Below are 26,662 nucleotides of genomic sequence, written 5' to 3' on the forward strand. Positions count from 1 at the left end.
GTCATGAGCTATGTGATCGACCGACGTCTCAATGGCAAGAACAAGAGCACGGTGAACCGTCAGCGGTTTCTGCGGCGTTACCGTGATCACATCAAAAAGGCTGTCGAAGAGGCGGTCAGCCGGCGTTCCATTACCGACATGGAGCACGGCGAACAGATCAGTATTCCCGGCCGCGACATTGACGAGCCGGTGCTTCACCACGGTCGCGGGGGTAAACAGACCGTCGTGCACCCCGGCAACAAGGAATTCACCAGCGGCGAGCACATTGCCCGTCCTCCCGGCGGAGGCGGTGGCAGAGGCCCGGGCAAGGCCGGCAACTCGGGCGAAGGGATGGACGAGTTCGTCTTCCAGATCACCCAGGAAGAGTTCCTCGAGTTCATGTTCGAGGACCTTGAGCTACCAAACCTGGTCAAGCGCAACCTCACCGGTACCGACACGTTCAAGACCGTTCGCGCAGGCATCAGTAACGAGGGCAATCCGTCGCGGATCAACATCATCCGCACCTTGCGCTCGGCCCATGCACGGCGAATTGCGCTGTCCGGCAGCAGCCGGGCGAAATTGCGCGAAGCCAAAGAGGAATTGCTGCGACTCAAGCTTGAAGAACCAGACAACTTCGGCGATATCCAGGACATCGAAGCTGAAATCGAAAAACTCAGCGCGCGTATTCATCGCGTGCCGTTTCTCGACACCTTCGACCTCAAGTACAACCTGCTGATCAAACAGCCCAACCCCAGCTCCAAGGCAGTGATGTTCTGCCTGATGGACGTGTCCGGCTCCATGACTCAGGCGACCAAGGACATCGCCAAGCGCTTCTTCATCCTGCTTTACCTGTTCCTCAAGCGTAACTACGACAAGATCGACGTCGTGTTCATTCGCCACCACACCAGCGCCCGGGAAGTGGATGAGGAAGAGTTTTTCTACTCCCGCGAAACAGGTGGCACCATCGTGTCCAGCGCATTGAAGCTGATGCAGGAGATCATGGCCGAACGTTATCCAAGCAATGAATGGAATATCTACGCAGCGCAGGCTTCCGACGGAGATAACTGGAATGACGATTCGCCGATCTGCCGCGACATTCTGATCAACCAGATCATGCCGTTCGTGCAGTACTACACTTACGTTGAGATTACCCCGCGCGAGCATCAGGCCCTGTGGTTCGAATACGAACGAATCGCCGAAGCCTTTTCTGACACTTTTGCCCAGCAACAACTGGTCTCGGCCGGGGATATCTACCCGGTCTTCCGTGAACTCTTCCAGCGCAGGTTAGTGACATGACCGCCAAAGAGCAGAAGCGCCAACCCATTTCCACCGGCTCTGAATGGACGTTCGAGCTGATCCAGGCCTACGACCGCGAAATCAGTCGTATCGCGGCTCGCTACGCGCTCGATACTTACCCCAATCAGATCGAAGTGATCACCGCCGAGCAGATGATGGACGCCTACGCCTCCGTCGGCATGCCGCTGGGTTACCACCACTGGTCCTACGGCAAGCACTTCCTCAGCACCGAAAAATCCTACTCTCGAGGCCAGATGGGCCTGGCCTACGAGATCGTGATCAATTCAGATCCCTGCATTGCCTACCTGATGGAAGAAAACACCATCTGCATGCAGGCACTGGTGGTCGCGCACGCCTGCTATGGGCACAACAGCTTCTTCAAAGGTAATTACCTGTTCCGCACCTGGACCGACGCCAGTTCGATCATTGATTACCTGGTGTTTGCCAAGCAGTACATCATGCAGTGCGAAGAGCGCCACGGCATCGACGCCGTCGAAGATCTGCTGGACTCGTGCCACGCGCTGATGAACTACGGTGTCGACCGCTACAAACGCCCTTATCCGATTTCCGCCGAGGAAGAACGTCGTCGGCAAAAGGACCGGGAAGAGCATTTGCAGAAGCAGATCAACGATCTGTGGCGCACCATTCCCAAAGGCGCGGACAAATACAGCGACAAGGACAACGCACGCTTCCCCGCCGAACCTCAGGAAAATATCCTGTACTTCATCGAAAAACATGCGCCACTACTGGAACCGTGGCAGCGCGAGATCGTGCGTATCGTGCGCAAAATCGCGCAGTACTTTTATCCGCAACGTCAGACTCAAGTGATGAACGAAGGCTGGGCCACGTTCTGGCACTACACCCTGATGAATGACCTGTACGACGAAGGACTGGTCACTGACGGTTTCATGATGGAATTCCTGACGTCTCATACCAGCGTTGTCTTTCAGCCTGGATTTGACAGCCCCTACTACAACGGAATCAACCCCTACACCTTGGGTTTTGCCATGTACCGGGACATTCGGCGCATGTGTGAATCACCCACCGAGGAGGATTACCGCTGGTTTCCGGAGATTGCCGGCACTGACTGGCTCTCATCGATCAAGTTCGCCATGAGCAGCTTCAAGGATGAGAGCTTCATTCTCCAGTACCTCTCACCCCAGGTGATTCGCGACCTCAAACTCTTCAGCATTCTTGATGACGACCAGAAGGACGATCTGCTGGTGCCGGCCATTCACGACGAGGATGGCTACCGCACTATCCGGGAAACGCTGGCGGCGCAGTACAACCTGGGCAATCGCGAGCCTAATATCCAGATCTACAGCATCGATCGGCGCGGCGACCGCTCCCTGACCTTGCGTCACCAGCAGCACGACCGCAAACCGCTGGGTGAATCCACCGAGGAAGTGCTCAAACACCTGCACCGTCTCTGGGGCTTCGACATTCATCTGGAAACGCTGCAAGGCGATCAATTGATGAAAACCCATCATGTTCCGCCACGATCCGAGCATAGCGAGGGCGAATACGGTCGGCTGGACCTGGCCGTCATTCATCTTTGAGCCTGCTTGTGCCTCCGGAAGTTCGACGCAACGGTTATTCTGTCGAGCTAACGGAGGTTTTTTATGCAGATTTATAAAGTCGGTGGTGCGGTTCGTGATCGCCTGCTGGGCAAACCCGTCACCGATATCGACTGGGTCGTGGTCGGCGCCACGGCCGAAGAAATGCTCGCCAAGGGCTTTCGTCCGGTGGGCGCGGACTTCCCGGTGTTTCTTCATCCTAAAAGCGGTGAGGAATATGCTCTGGCCCGCACTGAACGCAAGAGCGGCCGAGGCTATGGCGGCTTCACCTTTCACGCCAGTCCCGATGTCACCCTCGAAGAAGACCTGATTCGTCGTGATCTGACGATCAACGCCATGGCCGAAGACGATCAGCAACATTTGACCGACCCCTACCATGGCCAACGGGATCTCGAAGCCCGCTTGCTTCGCCACGTTTCACCGGCATTCGCCGAAGATCCGCTACGTGTTCTGCGTGTTGCGCGCTTTGCCGCTCGTTACGCGGAGTTGGGTTTTACCGTTGCGCCCGAAACACTGGAACTCATGCGCCAACTCAGCGAGTCGGGTGAATTGGAGGCATTGACCGCGGAACGCAGCTGGAAGGAAATATCCCGCGCACTAATGGAAGAACAACCGCAGGTGTTTATTGAAGTATTGCGTGATTGCGGCGCACTCAAGGCGCTGATGCCGGAAGTCGACGCGCTGTTTGGCGTGCCGCAACCCGAAGTCCATCACCCGGAAATCGACACGGGCGTGCATACCCTGAGCGTGCTGGAGCAATCGGCGCTGCACAAGCAACCGCTGACCGTGCGCTGGGCTTGTCTGCTGCATGACCTGGGCAAAGGGCTGACTCCGCAAGAAGAATGGCCCCGACACATCGCCCACGAACATAAAGGCCTGAAGCTGATAAAAGTGGTCAACGAACGCTTCAAGGCGCCCAAGGATTGTCAGGAATTGGCACTTCTGGTGGGCCAGTACCACACCCATGGCCATCGCGCCCTGGAGCTGAAGCCTTCGACGTTGGTGGAGCTGTTGCAGAGTTTTGATGTGTATCGTCGGCCGCAGCGATTCGAGGAGTTTATTGCGGCGTGTGAAATGGATGCCCGGGGCCGAAAAGGCCTGGAGCAGAGAAGTTATCCACAGGCGGATTATTTGCGCGGGGCGGCGACCGCGGCTCGATCCGTTGCGGTTCAGCCGTTATTGGAGAAGGGATTTAAAGGCCCGGAATTGGGGGAGGCGATCAAGCGTGAGCGGCTCAAAGCGCTGAAGGCTTACAAAGAACAGGCTTGAATAAAATTAAAAGATCGCAGCCTTCGGCAGCTCCTACAAAGGCATCGCAATACCATGTAGGAGCTGCCGAAGGCTGCGATCTTTCGTCTTACAACAAATTCAAGGGAGTCAGCGGTTTGCCACGCCACTCAAACGCCACCGGCGCTAACACCTGATCAATTTGCGCCTCGTCCCACAATGTCGAAAAGCTTTTGCCTACGCCGGGATGCACGCGGTCCGGCGCAATCAGCGACAACGGCCACAATACAAACGCATTTTTCAGAATCTCGGCACGCGGCAGGATCAATCCATCGAAGTTTCCCACCAGATCACCGTACAACAAAACGTCGATATCCAGTGGCAAGCCCTTGCGGTCTGGTGCATAACGACCGTTGTCGGCCTCGATAAACTTCAATCGGCGGTCCAGTTCTATCAGCGGCAGATCGGTATAAGCCGAGACCACAAAATTGAAGAACGGCCCGCTCTTGATTCCTACCGGCTGGCTTTCAAACACCGCCGAGCAGCGCATGTCCACCAGAAAGCCAGCCAGTGCTTCCAGGCCCGCCTGCAAATGGCGTTCGCGCTCGATATTGCTACCGAGCCCGAGGTACACCTGAGTCAGCGACATCCGCGCTCGATCTCCACGCCCACGCCACCGGTGGCAGCCGGCACGGCGCCCGGCTTGGTCAATTTGAGACGCATCCAGGTGACATTGAACTCGCTCATCAGCACTTCAACCAGACGCTCGGCGAACGTCTCCACCAGCTGGAACTGCGCCTGCTCGGCAAAGGCCTGGATGCGCGACGACACGCTCGCATAGTCAAGAGCGAGGGTCAGGTCATCACCTGCGGCCGCCGGGCGATTATCCCAGGCGAAGCTCAGATCAAGACGCAGACACTGTCGGATGCCTCGCTCCCAGTCGTAGGCACCGATTACGGTGTCGACTTCCAGGCCCTCGATAAACACTCTGTCCAAGCACTTCTCTCCGCTGCACGACAAGGGCGCAATGCGCCGTTAGAATCAGGGCGTCCTCGCCCGGAATAGTTAGCATGTTTTGGTTACTGGCGACCCTCGCCTACCTGCTCGGCTCTCTGTCCTTCGCCATTTTGCTCAGCCGCCTGACCGGTAACCCCGATCCGCGAATGAGTGGCTCGGGCAATGCTGGCGCCACCAACATGTTGCGCCTGGCCGGCAAGAAACTCGCCATCCTTACCTTGATCGGCGACCTCTGCAAAGGCCTGCTGCCGGTGGTGATCGCAGGCCTTGCAGACCTTTCGCTGCAAGAACAGGCCTGGATCGGTGTGTGCGCCGTGATCGGTCACCTGTTCCCTGTGTACTTTCGCTTTCGCGGCGGCAAGGGTGTCGCCACCGCTGCTGGCATGTTGCTGGGACTTTACCCGCCAGCGGCCCTGCTGGCGGTCTGTGCCTGGCTGCTGACGTTCTACCTGACCCGCACCAGCTCACTCGCCGCACTGATCGCCACACCGCTGACCCTGCCGTTGCTGGCCTGGCAAGAACCGGCAGCGTTGCTGCCCATGAGCGCGCTCACAGGGCTCATCGTATGGCGTCATCGCGGCAATCTACGCGACCTGTTTGCCGGGCGCGAACGGCATTTTTAAATACCGCACGCGCACGCCGCTCATCACAGCCCCGACAATTGCTCCATCGGCCAGCGGGCCTGCACGCTGATTGCCAGACTTTCGTGCTGACCAGCTTGTAATCGCTGGCAGCCGGCAAACGCGATCATCGCGCCATTGTCGGTGCAAAACTCGGGACGGGCGTAAAACACATCGCCCTTCATGTCGCCGAGCATCTTTTCCAGAGAAGTCCGCAACGCCTTATTGGCGCTGACGCCTCCAGCGATTACCAGACGCTTCATACCCGCCTGCTTCAGGGCACGCTTGCACTTGATGGTCAAAGTCTCTACCACGGCCTGCTGGAACGCCAGCGAGATGTCGCAACGGGTTTGTTCGCTGTCGTCCCCGGCGCTGACGCTCTGCTGCCAAGTGTTCAGCGCGAAGGTTTTCAGGCCGCTGAAACTGAATGCCAGGCCCGGGCGGTCGCACATCGGGCGCGGAAAGGTGAAACGTCCGGCAACGCCTTGTTCTGCCAGTTTGGCGATTTCCGGCCCACCCGGATAGTTGAGCCCCATCATCTTCGCCGTCTTGTCGAAGGCCTCACCGGCCGCATCGTCGAGGGTCTCGCCCAGGAGCGTGTATTGACCGATCCCGTCGACCTGAACCAGCTGCGTATGACCGCCTGACACCAACAAAGCGACGAACGGGAATTCGGGCGGTTTCGACTCCAGCATCGGCGCCAGCAAGTGGCCTTCCATGTGATGCACGCCAAGCGCCGGAATGCCCCAGGCAAAAGCCAGCGCCTGAGCGCAAGAGGCACCCACCAACAGCGCCCCGACGAGCCCGGGACCCGCGGTATAAGCGATCGCATCGATCTCGGTCGGCACGCAGTCGGCCTCGGCCAACACCTGACGAATCAAGGGCAACATGCGTTTCACGTGGTCGCGCGAGGCCAGCTCCGGCACTACGCCACCATAGGCGCGATGCAGGTCGATCTGGCTGAACAGCGCGTCGGCCAGCAGTCCGCGCTCACTGTCATATAATGCGACACCGGTTTCGTCGCAGGAGGTTTCTAATCCCAGTACTAGCATGGGTTTGCGCCTTGTTTAGGCTGAATTCGAAGGCGCGCATAATAGTCGCCATGTGATGCCCCGACTAGCGGTTTTCGATCAGAGGCTTTGCATTCCGGGCGATGAGGGGTTAACATCCGCAACCCTTAAAAACCGACGTCTTCAAGTGCTCTTTTGCCGCGAGGATGTTGACCCCGGTAATGAATGAAGGTAGCTCTGGATGCCAGCCGTCAAAGTAAAAGAGAACGAACCCTTCGACGTAGCTCTGCGTCGTTTCAAGCGCTCCTGCGAAAAAGCCGGTGTACTGGCTGAAGTTCGTAGCCGCGAATTTTACGAGAAGCCAACTTCTGAGCGTAAGCGTAAAGCAGCAGCCGCTGTTAAGCGTCACGCCAAGAAAGTTCAGCGCGAACAGCGCCGCGCCGTTCGTCTGTACTAATACACAGACGATCGTAGCAAGCTTCTGCCAAGCCCGGCCCTCAGCCGGGCTAATGGCATTTGCGGACAACGCTTGATGCTTCACCGTCAAAGCCGCAGACGCGACCGAGACAAACCTGCTTTGCAGCGTCAGACCTGGCTCTTTTGCCAGCGGTGCACGTCTTTTCTGACGAGCCTTCCAAGGCTACTGACGAGCACACCCACTGATTCCTCTCACGACGATCAGCCCAAGGCACCTTCTTGCGTGCCCGCTTATGAGCTATCCGGGGCCGTCAACTGGCCGCAGCGGATTCAGCGAAACACTTTCAAATAGTCGAATACTGATGGGTACTAACGTCAGTGGATTTTCGGCAGATACACTTCCCGATAGCGATTACGCAGACGACACCGGTCGAGCCGCACATTTTGCGCGCCTCAAATAACGGCCCGCGCTCGCCAGCCTTCGTTTCGGGTCCATTTCAGCGCAGATGACGAGAACGCCATGGCCGGGCTAATTCCCCAGAGCTTCATTGACGACCTTCTGAACCGCACCGACATCGTCGACGTGGTCAGCTCGCGCCTGCAACTGAAAAAAGCCGGCAAGAACTACACAGCCTGCTGCCCGTTCCACAAAGAGAAAACCCCCTCCTTCAGCGTCAGCCCCGACAAACAGTTTTACTATTGCTTCGGCTGCGGCGCTGGCGGCAACGCTCTCGGCTTCATGATGGACCACGACAACCTGGACTTCATCCAGGCAGTCGAAGAGCTGGCCAAAGCCGCCGGCATGGAGATTCCTCGCGAAGAAAGCGGTCGCCCGCACAAACCGCGGCAGCCGACCGATTCGCCGCTGTACCCGCTCCTCACCGCCGCCGCCGACTTCTACCGTCAGGCGCTGAAAAGCCATCCGTCTCGCAAAGCCGCTGTGGATTACTTGAAGGGTCGTGGATTGACCGGGGAAATCGCCCGGGATTTCGGCCTCGGGTTCGCCCCGCCGGGCTGGGACAACCTGTTCAAACACTTGAGCAGCGACACGCTGCAGCAGAAAGCCATGGTCGATGCCGGCCTGCTGATCGAAAACGCCGAAACCGGCAAACGCTATGACCGCTTCCGCGATCGCGTGATGTTTCCGATCCGCGACAGCCGTGGGCGCATCATTGCTTTCGGTGGCCGGGTGTTGGGCGATGACAAGCCCAAGTACCTGAACTCACCGGAAACCCCGGTATTCCATAAGGGTCAGGAACTCTACGGCCTTTATGAAGCGCGCAAAAATAACCGGAACCTCGACGAAATCATCGTCGTCGAAGGCTACATGGACGTGATCGCCCTCGCCCAACAGGGTTTGCGCAATGCCGTTGCTACACTGGGCACTGCCACCAGCGAAGAACACTTGAAGCGACTGTTTCGCGTCGTGCCTAACGTGCTGTTCTGCTTCGACGGCGACCAGGCGGGTCGAAATGCAGCATGGCGAGCGCTCGAAGCCACCCTGCCCTGCCTGCAAGACGGGCGCCGGGCACGCTTCCTGTTTCTGCCGGAAGGCGAAGACCCGGATACGCTGGTCCGTTCCGAAGGGACGGACGCCTTCCGTGCTCGAATCAACCAACACGCGCAGCCGCTGGCGGACTATTTTTTTCAGCAGTTGACCGAGGAATCGGACCCGCGCTCGCTTGAAGGCAAGGCCCACATGGCCACCCTCGCCGCGCCGCTGATCGACAAAGTCCCAGGGGCCAACCTGCGCATCCTCATGCGCAAGCGCCTGACCGAAATTACCGGCCTGAGTGGCGAAGCCGTCAGCCAACTGGTGCAAACCGCACCTCAAGACGCGCCACCGGCTTACGATCCGGGCATCGATTACGACGCCATGCCGGATTTCGCCGACTACCATCAGCCGCAGGCACAAGAGATGTACGTGCCACAACAGGAGTGGACGCCGAAGAAACCCGGCGCCGGCGGCAAGAAATGGGACAAGAAGCCCTGGGACAAGAATGGCAAGCGAGGCGGTGACCGCGATCAACAGAGCGCACCACGCACACCGATTGCCGTAGAGGCCCCGACGCTTATCGCGCTTCGCACGCTCATCCATCATCCGGAACTGGCCGGCAAGGTGGAAACCGCCGACCACTTCGCCAATGAGAGCAACACCTACGCTCAGTTGCTGGTCGCTTTGGTCGAGGCCGTACAAAAAAATCCTAGGCTAAACTCAATTCAGTTAATGGCCCGCTGGCACGGGACGGAGCAGGGTCGTCTGCTCAAGGCATTGGCAGAAAAGGAATGGCTGATTGCAGGCGACAACCTTGAACAACAGTTTTTAGACACCATTACTAGGCTATCAGCCGGCCAACAGACGGATAACCTGGAAGCACTTATCAGAAAAGCACGGCAGCCGGGATTGACCGCAGAGGAAGCAAATCAGATCGCAAATCAGATGCGCGACCTATTAAATCGCAATAAGGCTGTACCAAACCCGACCTCAACTGGCGCGTGAGGTCATAGCTCAGGTATAATCCTCGGCTTGTTTTTTGCCCGCCAAGACCTTCAGTGGATAGGGTGTTATGTCCGGAAAAGCGCAACAGCAGTCTCGTATCAAAGAGTTGATCACACTGGGTCGTGAGCAGGGCTACCTGACTTACGCGGAGGTCAACGACCACCTGCCGGAGGATATTTCAGATCCGGAACAGGTGGAAGACATCATCCGCATGATCAACGACATGGGGATCAACGTATTCGAGGTTGCGCCAGATAAGGATTCCCTTATGCTGGCCGACGCCGATACCGACGAAGCCGCGGCCGAAGAGGCAGCAGCAGCGTTGGCAGCGGTCGAGACCGACATTGGTCGCACCACCGACCCGGTGCGCATGTACATGCGTGAAATGGGTACGGTAGAGCTCCTCACACGTGAAGGCGAAATTGAAATCGCCAAACGTATTGAAGAGGGCATCCGCGAAGTGATGGGCGCAATTGCGCACTTCCCTGGCACGGTTGACCATATTCTCTCCGAGTACACTCGCGTCACCACCGAAGGTGGCCGCCTGTCCGACGTCCTGAGCGGTTATATCGACCCGGACGATGGCATTGCGCCGCCTGCTGCAGAAGTGCCGCCGCCTGTCGACCCGAAAGCCGTGAAAGCGGACGACGAAACCGACGACGATGACGCCGAAGCGACGGATGACGAAGAAGAAGCCGAAAGCGGTCCGGATCCGGTCATCGCCGCACAGCGTTTTGGCGCTGTCTCCGATCAGATGGAAGTCACTCGCAAGGCGCTGAAAAAGCACGGTCGTGGCAACAAGCTGGCAATTGCCGAGCTGGTGCTTCTGGCTGAGCTGTTCATGCCGATCAAACTGGTGCCGAAGCAATTCGAAGGCCTGGTCGAGCGTGTTCGCAGTGCCCTGGATCGTCTGCGTCAGCAAGAGCGCGCGATCATGCAGCTGTGCGTTCGTGATGCCCGCATGCCACGTGCCGATTTCCTGCGCCAGTTTCCGGGCAATGAAGTCGACGAAAGCTGGACCGACGCACTGGCCAAAGGCAAAAGCAAATATGCTGAAGCCATTGGTCGCCTGCAGCCGGACATCATTCGTTGCCAGCAAAAGCTGACCGCACTGGAAACCGAAACCGGTTTGACGATCGCCGAGATCAAGGACATCAACCGTCGCATGTCGATCGGTGAGGCCAAGGCCCGCCGCGCGAAGAAAGAGATGGTTGAAGCGAACTTGCGTCTGGTGATCTCCATCGCCAAGAAGTACACCAACCGTGGCCTGCAATTCCTCGATCTGATCCAGGAAGGCAACATCGGCTTGATGAAAGCGGTCGACAAGTTCGAATACCGCCGTGGCTACAAATTCTCGACTTATGCCACCTGGTGGATCCGTCAGGCGATCACTCGCTCGATCGCCGACCAGGCCCGCACCATCCGTATTCCGGTGCACATGATCGAGACGATCAACAAGCTCAACCGTATTTCCCGGCAGATGTTGCAGGAAATGGGTCGCGAACCGACCCCGGAAGAGCTGGGCGAACGCATGGAAATGCCTGAGGACAAAATCCGCAAGGTATTGAAGATCGCAAAAGAGCCGATCTCCATGGAAACCCCGATCGGTGATGACGAAGACTCCCATCTGGGTGACTTCATCGAAGACTCGACCATGCAGTCGCCAATCGATGTCGCCACTGTTGAGAGCCTTAAAGAAGCGACTCGCGAAGTCCTGTCCGGCCTCACAGCCCGTGAAGCCAAGGTTCTGCGCATGCGCTTCGGTATCGACATGAATACCGACCACACCCTCGAGGAGGTTGGTAAGCAGTTCGACGTGACCCGTGAACGGATTCGTCAGATCGAAGCCAAGGCACTGCGCAAGCTGCGCCACCCGACGAGAAGCGAGCATTTGCGCTCTTTCCTCGACGAGTAATAACAAAACCCCCGGCCCAGCCGGGGGTTTTGCTTTCTGCAGATTAAATCCCTCGCACCTCCCCCCCGCCGAATTGCCCGTCTACACTCGAATCATTCCCCCGAGCCATAACGAGACCGTTATGCCCAGAATGCCGACCGTGCTTTATTTGCTGTCGCTGATGACCTGGACCGCAACGGCTGGCGCGCTGACTCTGACCGACGAAGAACGTAGCTGGCTGACGGCCCACCCGGACCTGCGCCTGGGTGTCGATGCGTCTTGGCCACCCTTCGAATTTCGCGACGATCAGGGCCGCTATCAGGGCCTTGCAGCGGATTACATCGACCTGATACGCCAGCGCCTGAAGATCAAGCTCACGCCCATTGAACCGGTGAGCTGGACAGTTGTTCTCGAGCAGGCCAAACAAGCCCGGCTGGACCTGTTGCCGGGCATCATGTCGACCCCGGAGCGCCAGGGATATCTAGCGTTTACGCGCCCCTACCTGGATTTTCCGATCGTCATCCTGGCCCACGTCGGAGGCGCTCAGCCGCGCAAGCTCGAAGACCTGTACGGACTGAAAATCGCCGTAGTGGAAAACTACGCCCCGCATGAATTGCTGCGCACCCGTCACCCTGATTTGAACCTGGTAGGCATGCCCAACGTCAGCTCTGCCTTGCAGGCGTTGGCGACCGATGAAGTGGACGCGGTGGTTGGCGACCTAGCTTCCAGCGTCTGGAGCCTGCGTCAGCTCAAGCTCGACGGACTGTATGTCAGCGGTGAAACACCTTATCGCTATCAACTGGCCATGGGCGTGCCCAAGGACAACAAGATTCTGGTCGGCATCCTCGACAAAGTCCTGGCAGACATGACCCCGGCCGAAATCAGCGCCATTCAGGAGCAGTGGGTCGGCAACGTCCTTGATCATCGAACTTTCTGGTCAGACTTGCTGGTGTACGGCCTGCCGGGGTTGCTGGTGCTGATCACGGTGCTGGCGGTGGTGATCCGGATCAACCGCCGACTGAGTTCGGAAATTGCGCGTCGCGTCGACCTGGAACAGGAACTGCGCAGCAGCGAATACCATTACCGCGGGCTGGTGGAGAGCCTTTCGGCGATTGCCTGGGAAGCGCGCATCTCCGACTTCACCTACAGCTATGTGTCACCCCATGCCGAAGAATTGCTCGGCTACCCCCTGTCCCATTGGCTGATTCCCGGTTTCTGGCGCAACATCATCCACCCCGCCGACTTGACCCGTGCCCAGACCTTCTGCGATCACGAAGTGCTGGCCGGGCGCGACCACAGCCTTGATTACCGGGTCATCACGGCCGATGGTCGCTGCATTTGGGTGCGTGACATCGTCAGCCTGATCGAGCACGGCCATGAACCGGTGATGCGCGGGTTGATGATCGACATCAGCGAGGCCAAACGGACTGAAGAGGCGCTACGCCTGTCGGAACAGAAGTTCGCCTCGGTGTTCCAGCAATGCCCGGACATCCTGGTCATTGCACGCCTGTGCGACGGCTGCCTGCTGGAGGTCAACGAGGCGTTTGAAGAACAGATTGGTCTCAGGGCCGAAGAAGTCATCGGTCAAACCGCCACTGACCTGAACATCTGGGGCATACCCGGCGTGGGGCCGGGTTTGTTGCAGCGATTGCAGGCCGGCAGTATTCGCAACCTGGAGATGCCCTTTCGCCGCAACAATGGCCAAGTGTTTACCGGCCTGATCTCCGCAGAACCGTTCGACCTCGAAACGACCCCCGCGCTGGTCGTGGTCGTACGCGATATCAGCCAGCTCAAGGAAACCCAGCAACAACTGCAAACCTCCGAAGAAAAATTTGCCAAGGCCTTCCATGCCTCGCCCGACGGCTTGCTGTTGTCCCGGCAGAGCGACGGCTTGCTATTGGAGGTCAACGAGGGCTTCAGCCGCATTACCGGTTTCAACAGCGCGATGTCGGTGGATCGCTCGGCGCTCGAACTGGGCATCTGGGTCAACCTCAACGAACGCAAACAGATGCTCGACCTGCTGCATCGTGACGGTTTCGTCCGCGACTTCAGTTGCCATATCCGCCGCAGCGACGGCCAGATCCGCCTCTGTGAGGTGTCGAGTCGTCCCCTGCCGATCGGCGATGAAGACTGCATGCTGACCATCGCCCGAGACATCACCGAGCGGCATCTGATGCAGGAAAAACTGCAGCAGGCGGCGACTGTTTTCGAAAGCACCGCCGAAGGCGTGTTGATCACCGACACCCAGCAGCACATCAGCGCGGTTAACCGCGCGTTTACCGAAATTACCGGCTACAGCGAAAGCGAGGCACTGGGCCACACCCCGCGCCTGCTTGCCTCCGGCCTGCACGACAGCGCTTTCTACGCCGCCATGTGGCATCAACTGACCGCCGAAGGCCATTGGCAGGGCGAGATTTCCAATCGGCGTAAAAACGGCGAGTTATACCCGAGTTGGCTGACGATCAGCGCCGTACGCAACCGCGAGAAATTCATCACCCATTTTGTCGCCGTGTTTGCGGACATTTCCAGCCTCAAGCACGCGCAAGCCAAACTCGACTATCAGGCGCACCACGACCCACTGACCGGCTTGCCCAATCGCACACTGTTCGAGAGTCGACTGCTGACCGCACTCAACAATCAACAGGAAAACGGTGGCCAGGGCGCGGTGCTGTTCCTCGATCTGGACCGCTTCAAACACATCAACGACAGCCTCGGCCACCCGGTTGGCGACCTGCTTCTGAAGGGCATCGCGGTGCGCCTCAAGGACCAATTGCGCGACATCGACACCGTCGCGCGTCTCGGCGGCGACGAATTCATCATCCTGCTCCCCGGCCTGCAACAGTCCAGCGATGCCGACAACATTGCCACCAAACTGCTTAACTGCTTCGGCGCACCGTTCCAGGCTGGCGAGCATGAGTTTTTCATCAGCGCCAGCATTGGCACCAGTTTGTATCCGAAAGATGGCTGCGACGTCGCGACGCTGATCAAGAACGCCGACGCGGCGATGTACCGCTCCAAGGCCAAAGGCCGCAACCGGGTGGAAAGCTACACCCGCGACCTGACCGCACAAGCCAGCGAGCGTGTCGCGCTGGAGCACGAACTGCGCCGTGCCATCGAGCGAAATGAATTGTTGCTGCACTACCAGCCGAAAATCAGCCTCCACGACAATCGCCTGGTCGGTGCGGAGGCGCTGATACGCTGGCATCACCCGACCTTTGGCGCCGTGCCGCCGGAGCACTTTATTTCCCTGGCCGAAGAGAACGGAATGATCCTGCAAATCGGCGACTGGGTGCTCGAAACTGCCTGTCGCCAGATGTACGAATGGGGTCAAGCCTACGAATCCCTCGGCCCACTGTCGGTCAACCTCGCGGGCGCCCAGCTGCGCCAGCCCAACCTGCTTGGCCGGATCGAACAACTGCTCAAGGAGAACGGCCTTCACCCCGGATTGTTGCAACTGGAAATTACTGAAAACTTCATCATGAGCCAGGCTGAGGAAGCGCTGGCGGTGCTGCATCAGCTCAAACACTTGGGCGTGCAGCTAGCGATCGATGACTTCGGCACGGGCTACTCATCCCTGAGTTACCTCAAGCGCTTGCCGCTGGACATCCTCAAGATCGACCAGTCTTTCGTCCGCGGCCTGCCGGATGATCCGCACGATGCGGCAATCGTGCGCGCCATTATTGCGCTGGGACGCAGCATGCAATTCACGGTGATTGCCGAAGGCGTCGAGACCCCGGCGCAGCAGCAATTCCTCGCCGAGGAAGGGTGCGAACAGATCCAGGGCTACATCGTCAGCCCTCCTCTGCCGGCGGATGAATTTGCCGCGACGTTTCTTCGTACAACCGTATTGGATTTTTCGGATAGCACAGCCGAGAAACCGTCGCTATAATCCGCGACCTACTGAGGGCCTATAGCTCAGTTGGTTAGAGCAGAGGACTCATAATCCTTTGGTCCACGGTTCAAGTCCGTGTGGGCCCACCAAACAAAAAAAGCCGCGCTGAATGCGCGGCTTTTTCGTGTGAAACGGAATCACGCGATTTCGTCTACTGCGTGACTCAATCTTCTCAGCTAGCGAAATTCTCGATCCTGATCTGGCCCTCGGGAAAGGTCGCGATAATTTCCAGCTCGCCGCCCATGGCCCGGATGTAGTTTCGCAAGGTGCTGATGTACATGTCTGTGCGCCGCTCCATTCTGGAAATTGCCGCTTGGTTGACATGTAACGTCTTGGCCAACGCTTCCTGGCTGAGGTCTTGAGCCTTACGAAGCTCGTGCAGGGGCATTTCTTTCAGGTGCTGCTGGAACAACTGCTCAGCGTCAGCGCGAGACTCCGGCGTCATGCGGGCTTGAAGTTCAGCGAATTTTTTAGCCATCGTTGCGGCCCTCTTTACTCAATATTTCCAAATGTTCGTCATACAAACTTTCGGCCTGCGGGACATGCTTTTCGTACCAACGGTTGCGACCGGTTTTGTTGCCTCCGATTAACAGTAACGCGCATCGCCGTGGATCAAACGCATAGAGCACGCGGTAGGGTTGCCCCGCATGCTGGACCCGCAACTCTCGAAGATTGCCTAGTCGTGAGCCCTTGATATCGCTGCTATGGGGATAACTCAGGGCCGGACCGAAGACCCCCAGCAAATCTACGCTGGCTGACACCGAGGCTTGCTCCTTTGCATCCAGCCCTTCCCACCACCCTTCAAACTCATCGGTGTATTCAATCTCCCAACCCATAACAATATGCCACCCAAGGAATATGATCTCAAGGGAATAACTCTAGGCGGTAGCGGCCATGCGACCACCTTGGTTGACCATGAAATTGTTAATGGTGGTTTCTGGTTGGACCGGAATGTTCGGCATTGCGATTGTTGTGTTTACTTGCGGTGTCGGAATATCGGATGACGCGTGCGAAGCTAAAGACGCTGAGCATGTTCGATAGCAGGAATAGCCCGCACCGCCGGCCATCGCTCAAGCACTTCTCGCGTCAGCACAACCTCATACGTATCCGCCGCCCTACCCCACTGCTCCACGAGCGTCATGCCGCCAACCAGCGCGATGGCCAGCTCGGAAATCGTACCGGCGAGGTCCTCAACGACTGCTTGAGTCCGCGACCACACGCGATCAGTGATCACTTTAAGCTCCGCCGTGATGCACTCGAACGATGCGGGATCCGTGTCGGGGAAGGTGATGTTGCGCAGCAGATTCTGTAACTCTTTTACCTTTGCGTAATCCTGTTCCGCCCCGAACGCTCCCTTCAGAATTGCAACTGCCTTCGACTTGTCGACACGTTTACCCGTCGATTTTGTTGAAGATAACGTCTGCCCCATTGCGCCGGCCATGAGCACCATCATCCGGGCCTCGAGATGCGCGTTCAGTGCATCCATCGAAGTAATCGGCCGTGCAAGAGTGATGGACGCTCCCCCTTGATGCCTCAAGTCCATGGTCACGGACAGCGTCACGCCCCCCGTCGCAAACCCCAGGGCCCGGGCTATGACGTAGTGGCCCATTTCGTGATGTGCGATCTGCATGGCGCGGTCGCGCACTGCGGTTGGCATTGCCATGTCCATCACCTCGCATCCTTCCATTTTTGCATTCGACTACGACTGACTGTAGCAATCCCGCAGGCAAAAAAGCCGCGCATAAGCGCGGCTTTTTCGTACCTGCGAATCAGACTTTACTCAGGCAAGGCATACGCAATCACATAATCTCCACGATCCGGAGATTGGCGCGCGCCACCCACTGTCAGGAGGATGTATTGCTTACCGGTTTTCGGCGAAACATAGGTCATCGGTCCCGACTGACTGCCGACTGGCAAACGCGATTTCCAGATTTCATTGCCATTGCCCGTATCGAAAGCACGCAGGTAGAAATCCTGCGTACCCGCAAAGAACAACAGACCGGACTGGGTGGCCAGGGACGCGCCCAGGGTTGGCATGCCGATCGGGATCGGCAGGTGCATGCGGATGCCCAGCGGGCCGGTGTCCTGGACGGTGCCGACCGGGACTTGCCACATCAGTTTGTGGGTCTTGAGGTCGATAGCGGACAGGGTGCCAAACGGCGGTTTCTGGCACGGGATACCGGCCGCCGAGAGGAAGCGTTCGCGCATGGCGCCGAACGGCGTGCCTTCCTGCGGCACCACGCCCATTTCGATACCACTGGCCCCGGCGCCGATCTTGTCGCGCGGGATCATGTAATTGGCCAGGCCCAGGCGCATGTCGTTGACGAACATATAGTGGGTGTTCGGATCAACGGAGACGCTGCCCCAGTTCATGCCGCCCAGCGAACCCGGGAATTGCAGCGCACGGTCCATGCCCGGCGGGGTGTAAACGCCTTCGTGGCGCATGCCTTTGAACTGGATGCGACACATCAACTGGTCAAACGGCGTGGCACCCCACATGTCGGCTTCGGTCAGGGTTTTGTTGCCGATGGACGGCATATCCACCGAAAACGGCTGGGTCGGTGAGTAGCGTTCGCCAGGCACATTGCCTTGCGGTACCGCGCGCTCTTCAACACGGGCGATCGGCACGCCGGTTTCGCGGTTGAGCAGGAAGATCTCACCCTGCTTGGTGACTTGCGCCAGGGCTGGCTGGGTGCCACCCTTTTCGTCCGGCACGTCGTACAGCAGCGGTTGCGCCGGCAGGTCGAAGTCCCACAGGTCGTGGTGCGTGGTCTGGAAGTGCCAGCGCACCTGACCGGTTTTCACGTCGATGGCCACAATGGACGAGTTCCACTTGTCATCGAAGGCCGTGCGCTGGCCGCCGAAGAAGTCCGGTGTGGCGTTGCCGGTGGGCAGGTACACCAGACCAAGTCTGGCGTCGTAGGACATGGCCGACCAGACGTTCGGTGTGCCACGGGTATACGTCTCACCCGCCGGCGGGCGTTTGGTGGTGTCCGGGTTGCCCGGATCCCACGCCCACACCAGCTCACCACTGCGCACATCGTAGGCGCGGACGACGCCTGGGGGCTCGCCGGTGGAATAGTTGTCGGCCACGCGGCCACCCACAATTACCACGTCACCTGCGACCAATGGGGTCGAAGTCTGCTGGTAGTAACCCGGTTTCACTTCGCCCATGTCGGTGGTCAGGTCGACCGTGCCATTGTTGCCGAACTCTTCACACGGCTTGCCGGTTTCAGCATTGATCGCGATCAGTCGCGCATCGCCGGTCGGTAGAAACAGACGTTTCGTACAGGCTGTTGGCTGATTATCCGAAGAGACTGGAGCCTCGGAATAACCCAGACCCCGGCATCGCTGCCAGTTCGGCGCGGTGCCTTGCGGATCGAACTTCCAGCGCTGGGCGCCAGTGTCAGCGTCGAGAGCGAAGACTTTGCTGTAGGCGGTGCAGGTGTAAACCGTGTCGCCGATTTGCAGCGGCGTGTTCTGGTCTTCGGCGCCAGCCCCCGTACTCTGCGGAATGTCGCCGGTGCGGAAGGTCCACGCGACCTGCAACTGGTCGATATTGCCCTTGTTGATTTGGTCCAGCGCGGCAAAGCGGTTGCCGGCGGTGGTGTTGCCCCAATGAGCCCAGTCTTTCTGCTCGGTGCCGGGTGCGACGGATGTAACTGCCGGCTCACTGCTGGCCTTGACCACATGAGTCGGCACGAACATGTACGCCATCGTAGCGACAACGCCGACGCCCAAAACGCCGGCAAGGCCGTAAGCGCCACGGCCTGCCGTCGCGCCCGAAGCGCGTACCAGCGCTGGGTAGGCCAGCGCCACGACCAGACCGATCACGGCGAAGGTCAGCACCCGAGAGACCAGCGGCCAGTATTCAAAACCGGTGTCCCAAACAGCCCAGATCGCGGTCAGGACCAGCGCTACGCCATACAGCCACGCGCCCTTTCGTTTGGAACGGGCGATCATCAGCCCGGAAACCAGCATGGCCAGGCCCATCAGCAGGAAGTACCAGCTGCCGCCCAGCGAAACCAGATAACCACCGCCCCCGACCAGCCCGAGCCCGATCAGTGCAATCAGAACACCCAGCCCCAGCAGCAACCATTTGCTGCCGCTGGCAGCCCCAGAAGTATTCATTTCGGTCATTTTCCCCATTTGTGACAAGCGCGGAATAATGTACTACCCAGTTACTTATGGCAAATTGTCGCAGGTGAAAATGGCATGAACGGTATTGAGCCTAGATCAACCCTGCGCTGTGCGAGCGGTGCTGTAACATGCGGATCCATTGATTTTGTGTTGCCGGAGACGACCCTTGCCTGACACTCGCCCACCTGTTCTTGACGAAATCGACCGTCAATTGATTGCGGCCCTGCAGACCAACGCGCGCGAAAGCGTGGCCATGCTCGCCCGACAATTGGGAATCGCCCGGACCACCGTGACTTCGCGGCTCGCGCGGCTGGAAAAGGCCAAGGTCATCACGGGGTATGGCGTGCGCTTGGGTCAGCGGTTGGTGGATGGGGGCTTGCAGGCGTATGTCGGGATTACCGTTCAACCGCGCTCCGGCAAGGAAGTCTTGCGGCGGCTGAGTGCCATGGCCCAGGTGCAGCAATTGTGCGCGGTGAGTGGCGAATTTGATTATGTGGCGTGGTTGCGCACTGATTCGCCGGAACAGCTGGATCAGTTGCTGGACCAGATAGGTAGCGTGGATGGGGTTGAGAAAACCACGACGTCGATCATCCTGAGCAGCAAGATCGATCGCGGCCAACCGGTTTAAACCCTGCCCCGGTGGGAGCGAGCCTGCTCGCGAAAGCGATCCACCCGCCAATATCCATGTCGGCTGACACTCCCTCTTCGCGAGCAGGCTCACTCCCACATTGGGCGATGTGCAGCGATGTATCGTCATAATGATCAACCAGAACGCAAAACGACGACACATTGCGTCTTATTAACGTGTCCTACGCTCTCTAGAATGGCAGCCATCTTTTCCTATACTCAGACGCGTATCCCGCGTCCGGTCGCCAGCAAGGTCAGCCATGAACAAGAACAATCGCCATCCTGCAGACGGTAAGAAACCAGTCACCATTTTCGGCCCGGACTTTCCGTTTGGCTTCGACGACTGGATCGAGCACCCGGCCGGCCTCGGCAGTATTCCGGCGCATCACCACGGTGCTGAAGTAGCGATCGTCGGCGCCGGTATTGCCGGTTTGGTCGCCGCTTATGAATTGATGAAACTGGGCCTCAAACCCGTCGTCTACGAAGCCTCGAAAATGGGTGGCCGCTTGCGCTCCCAGGCGTTCAATGGCGCGGAGGGCATCGTCGCCGAGCTCGGCGGGATGCGCTTCCCGGTGTCGTCCACCGCGTTTTATCACTATGTCGACAAGCTCGGCCTGCAAACCAAACCTTTCCCGAATCCGCTGACGCCTGCTTCCGGCAGCACCGTGATCGACCTGGAAGGCAAAACCCATTACGCACAGAAACTGGCGGATCTTCCTGCATTGTTCCAGGAAGTGGCTGACGCGTGGGCGGATGCACTGGAAGCCGGTTCGCAGTTCTCGGATATCCAGCAAGCGATCCGCGACCGCGACGTTCCGCGCCTCAAGGAATTGTGGAACACCCTGGTGCCGCTATGGGACGACCGCACGTTCTATGATTTTGTCGCCACGTCCAAAGCCTTTGCCAAGCTCTCGTTCCATCATCGCGAAGTCTTCGGCCAGGTAGGTTTCGGCACGGGCGGCTGGGACTCGGACTTCCCCAACTCGATGCTGGAAATCTTCCGCGTGGTGATGACCAACTGCGACGACCATCAACACCTGGTGGTCGGCGGCGTCGAACAAGTGCCACTGGGCATCTGGCGCCATGTGCCGGAGCGTTGCGTGCATTGGCCTGAAGGCACCAGCCTGAGCTCGCTGCACAGCGGGGCGCCGCGTTCCGGGGTGAAGAAAATTGCCCACGCCCCGGACGGTCGTTTCACGGTCACCGACAACTACGGCGACTCCCGCGAATACGCGGCAGTGCTGACCACCTGTCAGAGCTGGCTGCTGACCACGCAGATCGAATGCGACGAAAGCCTGTTTTCGCAAAAGATGTGGATGGCTCTGGACCGCACGCGCTACATGCAATCGTCGAAAACCTTCGTGATGGTCGACCGGCCATTCTGGAAAGACAAGGATCCGGAAACCGGCCGCGACTTGATGAGCATGACCCTCACCGATCGCCTGACCCGTGGCACCTATCTGTTCGACAATGGCGACGACAAACCGGGCGTGATTTGCCTGTCGTATTCGTGGATGAGCGATGCGCTGAAAATGCTCCCGCACCCGGTGGAAAAGCGCGTGAAGCTGGCACTGGATGCCTTGAAAAAAATCTACCCGAAAGTCGACATCGCCGCGCGAATCATCGGCGACCCGATCACTGTGTCGTGGGAGTCCGATCCGCATTTCCTCGGCGCTTTCAAAGGCGCGTTGCCCGGCCACTATCGCTACAACCAGCGTATGTACGCGCACTTCATGCAAGCCGACATGCCGGCCGAACAACGCGGGATTTTCATCGCCGGCGACGACGTTTCGTGGACGCCGGCATGGGTTGAAGGCGCGGTGCAGACTTCGCTGAATGCGGTGTGGGGCATCATGAAACACTTCGGCGGTGAAACTCACGCCGAGAACCCGGGTCCAGGAGATGTGTTCAACGAGATCGGTCCGATCGCCCTGCCCGAGTAAGAGGAATCCGAAATGCGCGTAGCTCTTTACCAATGCCCGCCGCTGCCACTGGATGTCGCCGGCAATCTGCAACGCCTGCATCAACTGGCGCTGGAGGCCAAAGGTGCCGACTTGCTGGTGCTGCCAGAGATGTTCCTGACCGGCTACAACATCGGCGTCGATGCCGTCAGCGTACTGGCGGAGGTGCACAACGGTGAGTCGGCGCAGCAGATCGCGCGCATTGCCAAGACGACGGGGATCGCCATTTTGTATGGCTACCCCGAGCGCACCGAGGACGGGCAGATCTACAACGCCGTGCAACTGATCGACGCCCAGGGCGAACGCCTGTGCAACTACCGCAAGACTCACCTGTTTGGCGACCTTGATCACTCAATGTTCAGCGCCGGCCAGGATGATTTTCCGCTGGTGGAACTCAATGGCTGGAAACTCGGTTTCCTGATCTGCTATGACCTGGAATTCCCTGAGAACGCACGGCGTCTGGCCCTGGCCGGCGCCGAGTTGATCCTGGTGCCAACGGCGAACATGATTCCTTACGACTTCATCGCGGATGTCACCGTCCGCGCTCGCGCTTTCGAAAACCAGTGCTACGTGGCTTACGCCAATTACTGTGGCAACGAAGGCGAGATCCACTACTGCGGACAGAGCAGCATTGCCGCACCGGATGGCAGCCGCATCGCCCAGGCCGGCCTCGATGAAGCACTGATCGTCGGTGAGCTGGATCGCCAGTTGATGGTCGACTCCCGCGCCGCCAACCGCTACTTCCAGGATCGTCGCCCCGAGCTTTACGGCGAACTGAACAAGCGCTGAGTAATCCGCTAGCATGAGCGCTTCTCTGTTCTGGAAGTGCTCATGCCTGCGCTGAATCACCCCCGCCCCCACACTGAAACCCTGGCCAACGGCCTGCGGGTGACGTTGCGTCATGCCCCGAATCTGAAGCGCTGTGCGGCGGCGTTGCGGGTCGCTGCGGGCAGTCACGATGTGCCTTTGGCCTGGCCGGGGCTGGCACACTTTCTGGAGCACCTGCTGTTTCTCGGCACAGAGCGTTTCCCCGCAGGCCAGGGATTGATGGCCTACGTACAGGGTCATGGCGGGCAAGTGAATGCACGGACCAGCGAACGCACCACCGACTTCTTTTTCGAATTAACGCCGCAGTCGTTCAGCGGTGGGCTGGAGCGTTTGTCAGACATGCTCGCCCATCCGCGGATGAATCCGGACGATCAGCAGCGGGAACGGGAAGTGTTGCACGCAGAATTTGTCGCATGGTCGCAAGATGCGACGGCGCAGCAGCAATTGGCGTTGTTTGATGGGCTATCGCCGACTCATCCGTTGCGCGGGTTTCACGCTGGTAATCGCGACAGCCTGCCCATTTCGCAAGCCGAATTTCAGCAGGCGCTGAGGGATTTTCATCAGCGGTTCTATCAAACCGGGCAGATGACGCTGAGCCTGACCGGGCCGCAAAGTATCGAAGAACTGAAGCAGATGGCGCTGAGTTTCGGCGCGGCGATTCCCACGGGAGAAAACGTCCCGCAACAGGCTCCTATTCCGCTGATGGAATCTTCGGACGCAAGTTATCAACAGGTGAGCGAGCGTCGGCTTGATCTGCTGTTCACATTCGAATCGCTGCCCCGGTCATCGTCCGAAGCATTGGCGTTTCTATGCCACTGGATGAACGCCGCGAAACCCGGTGGGTTGTTGGCTGAACTGCGCGCGCGCGGTTTGGCTGAGCGCTTGAACGCCGAGCCGCTGTATCAATATTCCGAACAAGCCGTGCTGCACATTGAATGTACAACGACCGCACCGGCGAGCGTCCTGCGCGAGAAGCTCCGGGATTGGCTGGGCTTTTTTGCCGCCCAGCAAGATTGGGCCAATCTGCGTGACGAATACACGGCCCTGCTTCAGCGCCAACAACAAGTCAGCGGTGCGCTACAACTGGCCCGACTCGACAGCGAACAGCTTGAAACCGGCCTATCCGAGCAAGGCGTTGTAGCGCTCACGGACATCCTGAAGAAAATTGGCGCTGTGGATAACTTCAGCAGTGAATGGCAACTGCCAGCACCGAACCCGTTCTTGCGCGCCGAAGCACCACCCCAGAACGCCGGACTGATTCGCGGGCAAACCAGCAAGCACCGCGGCCTGCGAACATTTGCCCAGGATCGTTCGCGCAACCGTCGCGAAAATTCCCCGATGCAATTCAGCCAGGCCTTGCCGGATAACACCGCTGAAGGCGCGATTTACCTGCGCTGGCGACTCGAGGCAAGACCTCACCCTCGACTTCAGCAAAACCTGGAAAACCATCTGCAGCCATTGCGTGAAGATGCCCGTCAGGCGGGCGTCGACTTTTCCTTCAGCGCATCTGGAAATGAATGGCTACTGAAGATGACCGGGTTGCAGGAACCTATGCCGGCCGTTCTCGAACATGCGCTGAATGAGCTGACAAAACCTGCCAACGGTTTCTCACAGGAAGAACCGAAAAGCACTGCGCTGATCCCGATTAGACAACTGCTCAAGGCGCTGCCCGATCATTGCCTTGGGCACGCCGCCGTCTCTGATGACTTGCAGCAGCTATGGTCGAGTGCGCGCTGGGAAGGTTTGGCCACCGGCCTGTCGACACAGACTCAAGCGGCGATGGGTTTGGCCCTGAGCCGAGTGCCCGGTGCAGCGGACACACAACCGTCCCTGCCGTCCTCGATCAACTCACAGCGCCTGTGGACAACGCTCGACACCGAATCCAGCGAACACGCGTTGTTGCTGTTCTGTCCGACAGCTACCCAGGACATCTGCGACGAAGCCTCTTGGCGCTTGCTGGCCCATGTCTGTCAGACGCCGTTCTACCAGCGGCTGCGGGTTGAGCTGCAACTGGGCTATGCCGTGTTCAGCTCACTGCGCCAGTTCCATGGGCAGACCGGGATGTTGTTCGGCGTGCAATCGCCGGGCACCGCCCCTTTGGGTTTGCTGGAACACGTCGAACGCTTCCTGAGCGAACTGCCCGGAATGATCGAGGTTATTGACGAGGCAACTTTTATTGCCCAGCGCCAAGCCTTGGCCGACCAATTCGACAGGGCCTCTCTGCCCGCCACGCAGGCTGCCGAACTGCTCTGGCAAGGCAAGTTCGCTGGCCGCTCGTCGGATTATCTGACGCAGCTGCCCTTGTCAATTCTGGCCATCGATCGCCCCGCCCTGCTCGCCGCCGCCCATCGACTGAACAACGCCGAAGGCGGCTGGCGCTGCCTGGTCAGCGGTTCGGGGCCCGATGCGCTTTGGCAAGTGACAGAATGATCATTACCGCTGGTGCAATTAGCTTTTTCCGAGAATGCAGGCCTGTCGCCCTGTAATTTTGAGTAACATAGCCACCTAACTATCTGAACATCTCCGGCTGGAGGTGGACTATATGTATAGATCTGATCTGTCTCATCACCTGAAGGAGCACTCCCATGTCCTGGTCCAAACCAGCTTTCACCGACCTGCGTATCGGCTTTGAAGTCACCATGTACTTCGCAAGCCGCTAAGTTTGTCTAGCAGTTCAGCGCCTCGGTTTGCCGAGGCGTTTTTATTTTCAGCGCAGAAATGATGGAGCATCCATGTTTGTCCAGATTCTAGGTTCCGCCGCCGGCGGCGGTTTCCCCCAATGGAACTGCAACTGCGTGAACTGCGCGGGTTTGCGCGACGGCAGCCTGAATGCCAAGGCCCGGACCCAGTCGTCGATCGCGATTTCCGATGACGGTGTGAACTGGGTGCTGTGCAACGCCTCGCCGGACATCCGGGCCCAGCTCCAGAGTTTCGCCCCGATGCAACCGGGACGCGCCCTGCGCGACACCGGCATCAGCGCAATCATCCTGATGGACAGCCAGATCGATCACACCACCGGCCTGCTCAGCCTGCGCGAAGGATGCCCGCACAACGTCTGGTGCACCGACATGGTCCATGAAGATTTGAGCACCGGTTTCCCGCTGTTCACCATGCTGACCCACTGGAATGGCGGGTTGAACTGGAACCGCATCGAGCTCGATTGCAGCTTCATCGTCCCGGCATGCCCGAACCTGCGCTTTACCCCACTGCCGCTGCGCAGCGCCGCGCCACCTTATTCGCCGCACCGTTTCGACCCGCATCCGGGCGACAACATCGGTCTTATCGTTGAAGACGTGAACACCGGCGGCAAGCTGTTCTATGCGCCGGGCCTGGGCAAAGTCGACGCACCGCTGCTGAAAATCATGGCCGGCAGCGACTGCCTGCTAGTGGACGGCACGATGTGGGACGACGATGAGATGCAGCGCCGTGGCGTCGGCACTCGCACCGGTCGTGAAATGGGCCACCTGGCGCAGAACGGACCCGGCGGTATGCTGGAAGTCCTGGAACAACTGCCCAATCAACGCAAGGTGCTTATCCACATCAACAACACCAACCCGATTCTCGATGAGGATTCACCGGAGCGTGCGGAGTTGGTTCGGCGTGACGTTGAAGTAGCGTATGACGGCATGAGTATTGTGTTGTAAGAAGCCGAGACCGCTGCGCGGCCTATCGCGAGC

General features: G+C 58.8%; 21 protein-coding genes and 1 tRNA gene. 15 read left to right on the forward strand and 7 right to left on the reverse strand.

The window, feature by feature from the left end:
* The first annotated feature begins 3 nt into the window (after positions 1 to 3).
* From F8N62_RS12075 to F8N62_RS12085, 3 genes are all read left to right on the forward strand, one after another.
* A complete protein-coding gene (locus tag F8N62_RS12075; RefSeq protein ID WP_150711135.1) occupies positions 4 to 1,275 on the forward strand; it encodes a YeaH/YhbH family protein in 1,272 nt (423 codons plus the stop codon).
* Positions 1,272 to 2,834, forward strand: a complete 1,563-nt coding sequence (locus F8N62_RS12080; RefSeq protein WP_150711136.1) for a SpoVR family protein — start codon at positions 1,272 to 1,274, stop codon at positions 2,832 to 2,834. Before F8N62_RS12075 ends, F8N62_RS12080 begins: the two co-directional genes overlap by 4 nt.
* A 63-nt stretch (positions 2,835 to 2,897) precedes the next feature.
* Positions 2,898 to 4,121, forward strand: coding sequence for a multifunctional CCA addition/repair protein (locus F8N62_RS12085; protein WP_150711137.1), 1,224 nt, complete (start codon positions 2,898 to 2,900; stop codon positions 4,119 to 4,121).
* Positions 4,122 to 4,209: 88 nt separating this feature from the next.
* On the opposite strand, the gene folK is transcribed toward F8N62_RS12085, so the two are convergent.
* Positions 4,210 to 4,728 (reverse strand): 2-amino-4-hydroxy-6-hydroxymethyldihydropteridine diphosphokinase, encoded by a 519-nt coding sequence (folK, locus tag F8N62_RS12090; RefSeq protein WP_150711138.1) that lies wholly within the window; start codon positions 4,726 to 4,728, stop codon positions 4,210 to 4,212.
* A complete protein-coding gene (folB, locus tag F8N62_RS12095) occupies positions 4,719 to 5,075 on the reverse strand; it encodes a dihydroneopterin aldolase (protein ID WP_150711139.1) in 357 nt (118 codons plus the stop codon). The genes folK and folB overlap by 10 nt, the downstream gene beginning before the upstream one ends.
* 74 nt (positions 5,076 to 5,149) lie before the next feature.
* Between folB and plsY the strand changes: the two genes are divergently transcribed.
* Entirely contained in the window at positions 5,150 to 5,719 is a 570-nt protein-coding gene (gene plsY / locus F8N62_RS12100) for a glycerol-3-phosphate 1-O-acyltransferase PlsY (RefSeq protein ID WP_150711140.1), read from the forward strand.
* 23 nt (positions 5,720 to 5,742) lie between these two features.
* On the opposite strand, the gene tsaD is transcribed toward plsY, so the two are convergent.
* Positions 5,743 to 6,768: a tRNA (adenosine(37)-N6)-threonylcarbamoyltransferase complex transferase subunit TsaD gene (tsaD, locus tag F8N62_RS12105; RefSeq protein WP_150711141.1), complete on the reverse strand. Its 1,026-nt coding sequence runs from the start codon at positions 6,766 to 6,768 to the stop codon at positions 5,743 to 5,745.
* 199 nt (positions 6,769 to 6,967) lie between these two features.
* Between tsaD and rpsU the strand changes: the two genes are divergently transcribed.
* The 5 genes from rpsU to F8N62_RS12130 all read left to right on the forward strand — a co-directional run bounded on the left by rpsU (position 6,968) and on the right by F8N62_RS12130 (position 15,518).
* A complete protein-coding gene (gene rpsU, locus F8N62_RS12110; RefSeq protein WP_002551877.1) occupies positions 6,968 to 7,183 on the forward strand; it encodes a 30S ribosomal protein S21 in 216 nt (71 codons plus the stop codon).
* A gap of 480 nt (positions 7,184 to 7,663) precedes the next feature.
* Positions 7,664 to 9,643 (forward strand): DNA primase, encoded by a 1,980-nt coding sequence (gene dnaG / locus F8N62_RS12115; protein WP_150711142.1) that lies wholly within the window; start codon positions 7,664 to 7,666, stop codon positions 9,641 to 9,643.
* 67 nt (positions 9,644 to 9,710) lie between these two features.
* The gene (gene rpoD / locus F8N62_RS12120; protein ID WP_150711143.1) at positions 9,711 to 11,558 is read left to right on the forward strand and encodes an RNA polymerase sigma factor RpoD; all 1,848 of its coding nucleotides are present in this window, start codon (positions 9,711 to 9,713) and stop codon (positions 11,556 to 11,558) included.
* A gap of 121 nt (positions 11,559 to 11,679) precedes the next feature.
* A complete protein-coding gene (locus F8N62_RS12125; protein WP_150711144.1) occupies positions 11,680 to 15,426 on the forward strand; it encodes a bifunctional diguanylate cyclase/phosphodiesterase in 3,747 nt (1,248 codons plus the stop codon).
* Between the two features lie 15 nt (positions 15,427 to 15,441).
* A tRNA-Ile gene (locus F8N62_RS12130) sits at positions 15,442 to 15,518 on the forward strand.
* An 83-nt stretch (positions 15,519 to 15,601) separates the two neighbouring features.
* Here the strand turns inward: F8N62_RS12130 and F8N62_RS12135 are convergent.
* From F8N62_RS12135 to F8N62_RS12150, 4 genes are all read right to left on the reverse strand, one after another.
* A complete protein-coding gene (locus F8N62_RS12135; RefSeq protein ID WP_150711145.1) occupies positions 15,602 to 15,907 on the reverse strand; it encodes a helix-turn-helix domain-containing protein in 306 nt (101 codons plus the stop codon).
* Complete coding sequence (locus F8N62_RS12140; RefSeq protein WP_150711146.1) at positions 15,900 to 16,265, reverse strand: type II toxin-antitoxin system RelE/ParE family toxin; 366 nt, start codon at positions 16,263 to 16,265, stop codon at positions 15,900 to 15,902. The genes F8N62_RS12135 and F8N62_RS12140 overlap by 8 nt, the downstream gene beginning before the upstream one ends.
* A gap of 179 nt (positions 16,266 to 16,444) precedes the next feature.
* A complete protein-coding gene (locus tag F8N62_RS12145; RefSeq protein WP_150711147.1) occupies positions 16,445 to 17,098 on the reverse strand; it encodes a peptidase M41 in 654 nt (217 codons plus the stop codon).
* A gap of 107 nt (positions 17,099 to 17,205) precedes the next feature.
* Positions 17,206 to 19,560, reverse strand: coding sequence for a glucose/quinate/shikimate family membrane-bound PQQ-dependent dehydrogenase (locus F8N62_RS12150; protein ID WP_150711148.1), 2,355 nt, complete (start codon positions 19,558 to 19,560; stop codon positions 17,206 to 17,208).
* 175 nt (positions 19,561 to 19,735) lie between these two features.
* Here F8N62_RS12150 and F8N62_RS12155 point away from each other — a divergent pair, with 175 nt between their 5' ends.
* The 6 genes from F8N62_RS12155 to pqqB all read left to right on the forward strand — a co-directional run bounded on the left by F8N62_RS12155 (position 19,736) and on the right by pqqB (position 26,629).
* Positions 19,736 to 20,197: an Lrp/AsnC family transcriptional regulator gene (locus tag F8N62_RS12155; protein ID WP_150711149.1), complete on the forward strand. Its 462-nt coding sequence runs from the start codon at positions 19,736 to 19,738 to the stop codon at positions 20,195 to 20,197.
* A 259-nt stretch (positions 20,198 to 20,456) separates the two neighbouring features.
* Complete coding sequence (locus F8N62_RS12160) at positions 20,457 to 22,139, forward strand: flavin monoamine oxidase family protein (protein ID WP_150711150.1); 1,683 nt, start codon at positions 20,457 to 20,459, stop codon at positions 22,137 to 22,139.
* Between the two features lie 12 nt (positions 22,140 to 22,151).
* The gene (locus tag F8N62_RS12165; RefSeq protein ID WP_150711151.1) at positions 22,152 to 22,946 is read left to right on the forward strand and encodes a carbon-nitrogen hydrolase family protein; all 795 of its coding nucleotides are present in this window, start codon (positions 22,152 to 22,154) and stop codon (positions 22,944 to 22,946) included.
* A gap of 42 nt (positions 22,947 to 22,988) precedes the next feature.
* Complete coding sequence (gene pqqF, locus F8N62_RS12170; protein WP_150711152.1) at positions 22,989 to 25,415, forward strand: pyrroloquinoline quinone biosynthesis protein PqqF; 2,427 nt, start codon at positions 22,989 to 22,991, stop codon at positions 25,413 to 25,415.
* Between the two features lie 155 nt (positions 25,416 to 25,570).
* Positions 25,571 to 25,645 carry a pyrroloquinoline quinone precursor peptide PqqA gene (gene pqqA / locus F8N62_RS12175; protein ID WP_080932521.1) on the forward strand — a complete coding sequence of 25 codons (75 nt, stop codon included), beginning with the start codon at positions 25,571 to 25,573 and terminating at the stop codon, positions 25,643 to 25,645.
* Between the two features lie 72 nt (positions 25,646 to 25,717).
* The gene (gene pqqB / locus F8N62_RS12180; RefSeq protein ID WP_150711153.1) at positions 25,718 to 26,629 is read left to right on the forward strand and encodes a pyrroloquinoline quinone biosynthesis protein PqqB; all 912 of its coding nucleotides are present in this window, start codon (positions 25,718 to 25,720) and stop codon (positions 26,627 to 26,629) included.
* Positions 26,630 to 26,662 lie beyond the last annotated feature (33 nt).

The sequence above is a fragment of the Pseudomonas fluorescens genome (assembly GCF_902497785.1).
GTDB lineage: Bacteria > Pseudomonadota > Gammaproteobacteria > Pseudomonadales > Pseudomonadaceae > Aquipseudomonas > Aquipseudomonas fluorescens_BO.

What these genes read in the sequence shown, in the direction of transcription:
- plsY (WP_150711140.1), top strand. Translation starts at nt 5,150, where the DNA reads ATGTTTTGGTTACTGGCGACCCTCGCCTACCTGCTCGGCTCTCTGTCC.
- F8N62_RS12135 (WP_150711145.1), bottom strand. Translation starts at nt 15,907, where the DNA reads ATGGCTAAAAAATTCGCTGAACTTCAAGCCCGCATGACGCCGGAGTCT.
- F8N62_RS12160 (WP_150711150.1), top strand. Translation starts at nt 20,457, where the DNA reads ATGAACAAGAACAATCGCCATCCTGCAGACGGTAAGAAACCAGTCACC.
- F8N62_RS12140 (WP_150711146.1), bottom strand. Translation starts at nt 16,265, where the DNA reads ATGGGTTGGGAGATTGAATACACCGATGAGTTTGAAGGGTGGTGGGAA.
- F8N62_RS12075 (WP_150711135.1), top strand. Translation starts at nt 4, where the DNA reads ATGAGCTATGTGATCGACCGACGTCTCAATGGCAAGAACAAGAGCACG.
- F8N62_RS12165 (WP_150711151.1), top strand. Translation starts at nt 22,152, where the DNA reads ATGCGCGTAGCTCTTTACCAATGCCCGCCGCTGCCACTGGATGTCGCC.
- F8N62_RS12085 (WP_150711137.1), top strand. Translation starts at nt 2,898, where the DNA reads ATGCAGATTTATAAAGTCGGTGGTGCGGTTCGTGATCGCCTGCTGGGC.
- F8N62_RS12145 (WP_150711147.1), bottom strand. Translation starts at nt 17,098, where the DNA reads ATGGACATGGCAATGCCAACCGCAGTGCGCGACCGCGCCATGCAGATC.
- pqqF (WP_150711152.1), top strand. Translation starts at nt 22,989, where the DNA reads ATGCCTGCGCTGAATCACCCCCGCCCCCACACTGAAACCCTGGCCAAC.
- rpoD (WP_150711143.1), top strand. Translation starts at nt 9,711, where the DNA reads ATGTCCGGAAAAGCGCAACAGCAGTCTCGTATCAAAGAGTTGATCACA.
- rpsU (WP_002551877.1), top strand. Translation starts at nt 6,968, where the DNA reads ATGCCAGCCGTCAAAGTAAAAGAGAACGAACCCTTCGACGTAGCTCTG.
- folK (WP_150711138.1), bottom strand. Translation starts at nt 4,728, where the DNA reads ATGTCGCTGACTCAGGTGTACCTCGGGCTCGGTAGCAATATCGAGCGC.
- F8N62_RS12125 (WP_150711144.1), top strand. Translation starts at nt 11,680, where the DNA reads ATGCCCAGAATGCCGACCGTGCTTTATTTGCTGTCGCTGATGACCTGG.
- pqqB (WP_150711153.1), top strand. Translation starts at nt 25,718, where the DNA reads ATGTTTGTCCAGATTCTAGGTTCCGCCGCCGGCGGCGGTTTCCCCCAA.
- F8N62_RS12150 (WP_150711148.1), bottom strand. Translation starts at nt 19,560, where the DNA reads ATGAATACTTCTGGGGCTGCCAGCGGCAGCAAATGGTTGCTGCTGGGG.
- tsaD (WP_150711141.1), bottom strand. Translation starts at nt 6,768, where the DNA reads ATGCTAGTACTGGGATTAGAAACCTCCTGCGACGAAACCGGTGTCGCA.
- F8N62_RS12080 (WP_150711136.1), top strand. Translation starts at nt 1,272, where the DNA reads ATGACCGCCAAAGAGCAGAAGCGCCAACCCATTTCCACCGGCTCTGAA.
- dnaG (WP_150711142.1), top strand. Translation starts at nt 7,664, where the DNA reads ATGGCCGGGCTAATTCCCCAGAGCTTCATTGACGACCTTCTGAACCGC.